The sequence below is a fragment of the Hydrogenophaga sp. genome, from assembly GCF_041633695.1.
In the GTDB taxonomy this organism is placed as follows: domain Bacteria; phylum Pseudomonadota; class Gammaproteobacteria; order Burkholderiales; family Burkholderiaceae_C; genus Hydrogenophaga.
Genome location: NZ_JBFJMY010000226.1, coordinates 1 through 6,691, shown reverse-complemented (window position 1 = coordinate 6,691; position 6,691 = coordinate 1). Strand labels below are relative to the sequence as shown.

At 66.4% G+C, this 6,691-nt stretch carries 8 protein-coding genes and 1 pseudogene; 2 read left to right on the top strand and 7 right to left on the bottom strand.

Features of this window, described 5'->3' with window-relative positions; all coding sequences use genetic code 11:
* The 5 genes and pseudogenes from ABYB95_RS14175 to gspG all read right to left on the bottom strand — a co-directional run.
* A pseudogene (locus ABYB95_RS14175) lies at positions 1 to 628 on the bottom strand (type II secretion system minor pseudopilin GspK); the annotation flags it as partial.
* Positions 628 to 1,338, bottom strand: a complete 711-nt coding sequence (locus ABYB95_RS14170; protein ID WP_372659212.1) for a type II secretion system protein J — start codon at positions 1,336 to 1,338, stop codon at positions 628 to 630. The pseudogene ABYB95_RS14175 and the gene ABYB95_RS14170, both read right to left, overlap by 1 nt.
* A 25-nt stretch (positions 1,339 to 1,363) precedes the next feature.
* The gene (gene gspI / locus ABYB95_RS14165; RefSeq protein WP_372659211.1) at positions 1,364 to 1,753 is read right to left on the bottom strand and encodes a type II secretion system minor pseudopilin GspI; all 390 of its coding nucleotides are present in this window, start codon (positions 1,751 to 1,753) and stop codon (positions 1,364 to 1,366) included.
* Complete coding sequence (locus tag ABYB95_RS14160; protein WP_372659213.1) at positions 1,750 to 2,172, bottom strand: type II secretion system protein GspH; 423 nt, start codon at positions 2,170 to 2,172, stop codon at positions 1,750 to 1,752. Before ABYB95_RS14160 ends, gspI begins: the two co-directional genes overlap by 4 nt.
* Before the next feature lie 146 nt (positions 2,173 to 2,318).
* Complete coding sequence (gene gspG, locus ABYB95_RS14155) at positions 2,319 to 2,780, bottom strand: type II secretion system major pseudopilin GspG (protein WP_372659210.1); 462 nt, start codon at positions 2,778 to 2,780, stop codon at positions 2,319 to 2,321.
* A gap of 101 nt (positions 2,781 to 2,881) precedes the next feature.
* Here gspG and ABYB95_RS14150 point away from each other — a divergent pair, with 101 nt between their 5' ends.
* Positions 2,882 to 3,385 carry a type II secretion system protein N gene (locus ABYB95_RS14150; RefSeq protein WP_372659209.1) on the top strand — a complete coding sequence of 168 codons (504 nt, stop codon included), beginning with the start codon at positions 2,882 to 2,884 and terminating at the stop codon, positions 3,383 to 3,385.
* 62 nt (positions 3,386 to 3,447) lie between these two features.
* On the opposite strand, the gene cobT is transcribed toward ABYB95_RS14150, so the two are convergent.
* Positions 3,448 to 4,569 carry a nicotinate-nucleotide--dimethylbenzimidazole phosphoribosyltransferase gene (cobT, locus tag ABYB95_RS14145; RefSeq protein WP_372659207.1) on the bottom strand — a complete coding sequence of 374 codons (1,122 nt, stop codon included), beginning with the start codon at positions 4,567 to 4,569 and terminating at the stop codon, positions 3,448 to 3,450.
* Positions 4,570 to 4,584: 15 nt separating this feature from the next.
* Positions 4,585 to 6,195, bottom strand: coding sequence for a threonine ammonia-lyase, biosynthetic (gene ilvA / locus ABYB95_RS14140; protein ID WP_372659205.1), 1,611 nt, complete (start codon positions 6,193 to 6,195; stop codon positions 4,585 to 4,587).
* Positions 6,196 to 6,415: 220 nt separating this feature from the next.
* Between ilvA and ABYB95_RS14135 the strand changes: the two genes are divergently transcribed.
* On the top strand, positions 6,416 to 6,691 hold a 276-nt coding region (locus ABYB95_RS14135), incomplete at its 3' end, for an OsmC family protein (RefSeq protein ID WP_372659204.1).

The following is a 6,691-nucleotide window of genomic DNA, read 5'->3' as shown; positions in this document are numbered from 1 at the left end:
GCGACAGCTTTTTCGGCACCAGCGCGGTCTTGGATGGCAGCGGGTCGGTGAGCGCCAGGTGGCGGGTGTTTTTCAAGGCCTCGATGGCGCTATCGAGCTCGGCGCGTGGCAGGTCCAGTTGTTGGTAAAGGCGGGTGAAGGCCAGGCGGTCGGCTTCGGACACCTCGGCCTTTGCCTGGGCGCCTTCGCCGCTCACCCGCACCAGGTTCGTGAAATTCAGGCGCGACTGCAAGTCGATCACTTCACCCGACAAAAAAGCCTGCTGCACGTCGTCGGTGCTGCTGTTGTTGTTCTTGTCGGCGGCCAGAAAGCTGGACAGGCGCGCCTCTTCCAGCGGCGTGGCCCAGGGCTCGCCCAGGTGGTCGGCGTTGCCGCTGTTCTGGTTGGAGCGCGCGTCCTCGCGCAGGATCAGACGCGCCCAGTCCAGCGCACCCACCAGAATCCAGCCGGCCTGGGCGCGCTGCCGCTCGGCGGATTCGATCTCGGTGGCGCGCCATTGTTGCCACATGGCCGCCGTGGCCAGCGTGGCCACCAGGGTCACGGTGACCATGGCCAGCAGCAAGGCGGCCCCCGCCTGCCGACGGGCCTTGGCCGGGCGTTTGCCATGGGCGCGGTGCGGCTGTTGCATCAGGGGCGGGGCTCCAGGGTGGGGCGCACCCAGTCGCGCACCAGGCTGCCGGCCAGCGGCTGGCCGGGGGAGAGCGTGAGCACCAGGCGCACGCCGTTGGGCAGGGGCGAACTGGCCGATACCACGCCGCCCACGCTTTCCGAGCCCACCGAAGACAGCGGGTTGCCCCAGGTATCGCCCCGGTGGTAAAAAAGTTGCCACTGGTCTATGCCCACCAGCTGGATGGCGCTGCCGGACCCCGCCGGGCTGGCGCCACCGCCCCATTCGGATGCGCGCTGCCAGGCGCGGGCCAGCTCGTTGCGCTGGGTGAAGGGTTCGGACTGCCAACGCGCCCAGGCGAAGGCGCCCGCGGTTTGGTCCGCGCTGTCACCGTTCCCGGTGCGCGGCAGCCGGGCCCAGGCCACCACCCGCATGCCGGGGCTGGTGAGGCCGCTTTCGGTGCTGTCGCGCCGGGTCAGCCGCAGCAGGCGGCCATCAAAGTCCAGCGGGCTGACCTCGCCCGTATCGACGATGGCGTCCAGATCGGCGGTCCATTGGCCCAGCGACGATTGCAGGCGCAACAAGGCGTCGGCGCGTTCCTGCGTCTGGTTGCGGGTGCGGCTCATGCCGTCGATCGAGCGCCAGCTCAACAAGGCCAGCAGCGACATGATGGCAATCGCCACCAGCAGTTCGATCAGCGTGAAGCCACGTCCGCGCGATGGTGTGGCCATGGGGTCGCGACGGGGCGTCAACACCTCAGTACCGCCCCATGACGGTTGACAGGGTGAGCAGGCGCGCGTTGACGCCCAGCACTGGCGCCTCGACCACCGCATCCACACGCCGGAAGTTCGGGTTCGGCGTGGGCAAGACCACCAGGCGCACCTGCAGCGTGCGGCCCACTTGTTCGCAGCCCACGGTGCTTTCACCCACGCCGGGCAACTGGCGCTGCAAGCGCAGGCGCGTGAGTTCGTTTTCGGCGCACACCTGGGCCAGCCATTGATCGGTCTGGCGCTCGGCGGCGCGGGTGAGTCCACCCATGGCTTGCAGGCCGGCGGTCAGGGTGATGGCCACGATCGCCAGCGCCACCAGCACCTCGATCAGGGTGAAACCGGCCGCGTGGCGCAGCGCTGGGTGTGGCCGCGTCATGGCGTGTCAGCGTCCGGCACCACGGCAAACGCCGACAGCCCGTCGGTGGCCAGGGTCAGGCGGCGGTCGGCGTGGAAAATCACCACCCGCTGGGCGGCGATCAGGGGCTCGGGGCCCAGCACCAGCGTTTCAGCGCCATCGGGCTGGGTCACGCGCGCCTGGGTGTCGGCTTGCAGCCAGGTGCGCGGTTCGGTCAGCGAGACGCTGGCATCCTGGCGCTGGTTCACGCCTTCGAAAGCAAAGCCTTGCGGCACGGCGCGCCAGGTCACGGCAATGCCGCTGGTGCGCGATTGCGCACGGGCCGCCTCCAGCAAAGCCGCCAGCCTGAGACCTTCGCGCTCCAGCTGCGCGGCGTTGCCATCGCGCAGAGCCAGAGTGGCGCCCGCCGTGGCCAAGGCCACGATGGCCACCACCACCATGAGTTCGAGCAGCGTAAAGCCCCGGCTGCGCGGCCGGGAGGCGGTGTTCACCGCGTCGGCGGCGCGTCGGCAGCTAGGCGGCCGTGGCTGGTGCGGCTTGGCGCACCCGGTGGGAGCGGGCGCCAGGGCTCCGCTCCATTTTTCCTTCACTGCCAGCTGCCAATGTCGGCATCGCGGTTCTCGCCACCGGGCTGTCCATCGGCGCCGAGCGACAGCACGTCCACTTCGCCGTGCAGTCCGGGGTTCAGGTACTGGTATGGCCGGCTCCACGGGTCGGCGGGCAGCTTTTCCAGATAGGGGCGCCAGTTGGGTGGCACGGGACTGGCGCTGGGCTTGACCACCAGGGCGTTCAGGCCTTGCTCGCTGCTGGGGTAGCGCTGGTTGTCCAGGCGGTAGAGCTTGAGCGCTTGCATCACGTTGTTGACGTCGGTCTTGGCGGCGGTCACCCGCGCGTCGTCGGCGCGGTCGAGCACATTGGGCACGATCAGCGCGGCCAATACGCCAATGATGACCAGCACCACCATCAATTCGATCAGGGTGAAGCCGCGCGGCCGCGCTGGGGAGCGCCGGCGCAAACCGGTGCGGTGTTGGGGGGTCGGCTGGTTCAAAACAATCTCCCGAAAACTGGATCTCACGGCCCGAATGCCGAGGGGTGTGGTCTGCAGGCCCCGGCCTTAGCAGGGGCGATCCAGTCGATCATAATGCGGGCATGAACAAGGCGACACCCCATGGCCACACCGCACTGCCCGACTTGATGGGCGCAGGACGCGGCTCTCGCCTGTGGCCGCAGGCGGTGGCCGGTCTGCTGTGGCTGGCCGCCGGGCTTTGTGCCGGTTACTGGGTGTTGCTGGCCTGGGGCCGCACGCCGGTGGTGCCGGTGTCCGCGCCCGCCATGGCCTTGCCATCGGCGGACCCGCAAGCGGTGGCGCGTGTTTTGGGCGCATTGCCGCAAGCCGCAACCGCCGACGCTGCGGTGGTGGTACCGGCCACACGCTACAGCCTGGTGGGCGTGGTGACCCGCAACGCGGTGCACGGCGCGGCACTGATCGCGGTCGACGGGCAAGCCGCCAGGCCTTACACCGTGGGCGCTTCGCTGGAGGGCGGCCTGGTGTTGCAGGCGGTGGGGCCGACATCGGCGCGCCTGGGCACGTCCGTGCAGGCACCAGCTTCGGTGGAGTTGATCCTGCCCGAGGTGGACCCGGTCAAGCCCTGAAATCCGGGCCGCGCGGTGCGGTGATCTCGGCTCTCAATGGAGCGGGACGGCGGCGCAGCCCTTCAAACCGTGTTCGCCCGGCGCTGCTCCAGCAGGCTTTGCGCGGTCAACAGCAAAGGCCAGGCGAGCAGGGCGCCGGTGCCTTGCCCGACGCGCAGTTCCATGTCCAGCAAGGGTTTGGCCTGCAGGTGGATCAACATCAGCCGGTGACCGGGTTCTACTGATCGGTGCGCATAAATCAGGTAGTCGGCCACGTTGGGCTGCAGGCCGCGTGCCACGAGCGCAGCGGCGCCAGCCACAAAACCGTCCACCAAGACCACTCTGCGCTCGCTGGCCGCTTGCAGCATGGCGCCGGTCATCATGGCCACCTCAAAACCGCCCAGGGCGGCCAGCGCCTCCAGTGGGGAAGTGGCTTTGCGGTGCCGGCTGGCGGCGGCGAAAAGCACATCCAGTTTGTTCTGGATCAGATTGTCGTCGGGCTTCTGGTCGCGCCCGCAAGCGTCGGCCAGGGGCACGCCACACAGGCGCGACAGCAGTTGGGACGCGCACGAGGTGTTGCCCACGCCCACGTCCGCCAAAGCCACCACATTGCCGGGCAGATGCCGCATCACGTCCATACCGGCGTGCAGGGCCGACACCGCCTGCGTGACCGACATGGCCGGACTCAGCACCATGTTGCGTGTGCCGTAGCCAATCTTGCGCACCAGCAAAGGGACGCGCGGCTTGGTGTTTTCCGGCAAGGTGACATGGCTGGCCACGCCGGCATCGACCACCGTCAGATCGAAACCATGCAGTTCCGCCAGGTTGTTGATCAGCGCCGTGCCCTGCAGCATGTGCAGCACGTGTTCACGGGTTTTGGTCTGCGGGAACGCAGACACACCTTCGTCCGCGATGCCGTGGTCGGCGGCAAACACCACCACCTGGGGTGAATCGAAGACCAGCAGATCAAAGGGCAGCGGGCGGGCGCTCTGGATGCGGGCCAGTTGCAGAACCAACTCTTCCAGACGCCCCAGCGCGTGCTGGCCGTGGTCGGGTGGCGTCAGCCGCAACATCAACTTTTGCTCCAGCGCCGGGTCGGCGGTGGATTCGATGTGCGGCAGGCGCAACGCAGCCGCTGGGTCGGCCGAGCCGGAGCGGGCGTTGGACGCTGTGGCGCTGGCGAGGTCGGCGGGCTGGGTGGGCATGGAAAGGGGGTGGAGTCAGCTTTTGAGGAACAAACGGTACACCGGATTGTGTGTTTCTTCCACACAAGGGTAGCCCAGGCCCTCGACGAAGCGGTCGAATGCCTTGTGATCTTTGGCAGGTACCTGCAGGCCGACCAGAATGCGTCCGTAGTCCGCGCCCTGGTTGCGGTAATGGAACAGCGAGATGTTCCAAGTCGGCCGCATGCCGCTCAGAAACTTCAATAACGCACCAGGTCGCTCCGGAAAAATGAAGCGCAGCAGGCGCTCGTCGTGCGCCAGCGGCGAATGCCCGCCCACCATGTGGCGGATGTGTTCTTTGGCCAGGTCGTCGTGCGTGAGGTCCAGCGCTTCGAAGCGGTGCTTGCCAAAGGTCGCTGCGATCTTGCTCGATTCGCCACGGCCGTGGGTGGTCAGGCCCACAAACACATGCGCTTGCCGTTCGTCGTGGATGCGGTAGTTGAACTCGGTGACGTTGCGGGGGCCGCCGGGCAGATCGCCGATCAGTTCACAAAAACGCCGGAAGCTGCCGCGCTCTTCGGGGATGGTCACCGCGAACAAGGCTTCGCGCTCTTCGCCGACCTCGGCGCGTTCGGCCACAAACCGCAGGCGGTCGAAATTCATGTTGGCGCCACACAAGATGGCGGCATAGGTCTCGCCTTTCGTCTTGTGCGTGGCCACATACTGCTTGATGGCCGCCACCGCCAGCGCCCCCGAAGGCTCGACGATGCTGCGCGTGTCCACGAAGATGTCTTTGATGGCCGCACACACCGCATCGGTGTCCACCACCACGTAGCCGTCCACCAGGCCTCTGGCGATGCGGAAGGTTTCTTCACCCACCAGCTTCACTGCGGTGCCGTCGGCGAACAGACCCACGTCGGACAGTGTGACGCGCTGGCCCTTGTTGATCGACTGCAGCATGGCGTCGGAATCGGTCGTCTGTACGCCGATCACCTTGATCTCAGGCCGCACGGCCTTGATGTAGTTGGCCACGCCCGAAATGAGGCCGCCGCCGCCGATGGCCACAAAAATCGCATCCAGGTGGTCCGAGCCCAGGCTCTGGAGCTGGCGCAGGATCTCCATGGCGATGGTCCCCTGGCCCGCGATCACGTCCGGATCGTCAAACGGGTGCACAAAGGTCAGGCCCTGCTTTTTTTGCAGCGTCAGCGCGTGGGTATAGGCGTCGGAATAACTTTCTCCATGCAGTTCTACCTCGCCGCCCAGCGCGCGCACCGCATCGATCTTGACCTGCGGCGTGGTGGTCGGCATCACGATCACCGCCCGCGTGCCCAGCTTTTTGGCACCCAAGGCCACACCTTGCGCGTGGTTGCCGGCCGATGCACAGATCACACCTTTCTTCAGCTGGGCCGGCGACAAGTGGGCCATCTTGTTGTAAGCCCCTCGCAGTTTGAAGCTGCGCACCGATTGCTGGTCTTCGCGCTTGAGCAAAACCTGGTTTTTCAGCCGCTCGCTCAGGTTCTTGGCCGGCTCCAGTGCCGACTCCACCGCCACGTCGTACACGCGGGCGTTCAAAATTTTCTTCAAATACTCTGCAGGCCCCAACGGGACGGCGGTCTTGGCCAAAGCGGCCTTGGGTGCGGTGCGGGACGGGGTTTTGCGCTGTGTCATGGGTCTTCCTTGGCAGTCATCATATTCGGCGCGAAAAAAAACCCGGACCACCTGAGTGGGCCGGGTTTAAATCCACCCGTGAGGGCAGAGGAGACAACCGTTGAATACAATGACGCCAGTATAACCATCACATGCTGCGTTGCAACATGCAGAGTTGTTTTTTCCAGACTCTAGGCAGCAAAGCCTAGGTTTTGCCACAAACCGCACACCGAGATTTCACATGGAATGCACCGTCACCTGGACCGGCCATACCGGAACCCGTTCCCACATGGGTTTTGTAGCGGAAACCGGCAGCGGCCATGTGTTGACCATGGACGGCGCTCCAGACGCGGCCAAACCCGAAAACGGCGGCGCCAACCTGGCGCCCCGACCCATGGAGACCGTGCTGGCCGGCACCGGCGGCTGCACCGCTTACGACGTGGTGCTCATCCTCAAACGCGGCCGCCACGACGTGCAAGGCTGCAGCGTGAAGCTGCAAACCGAACGCGCCGAAGTC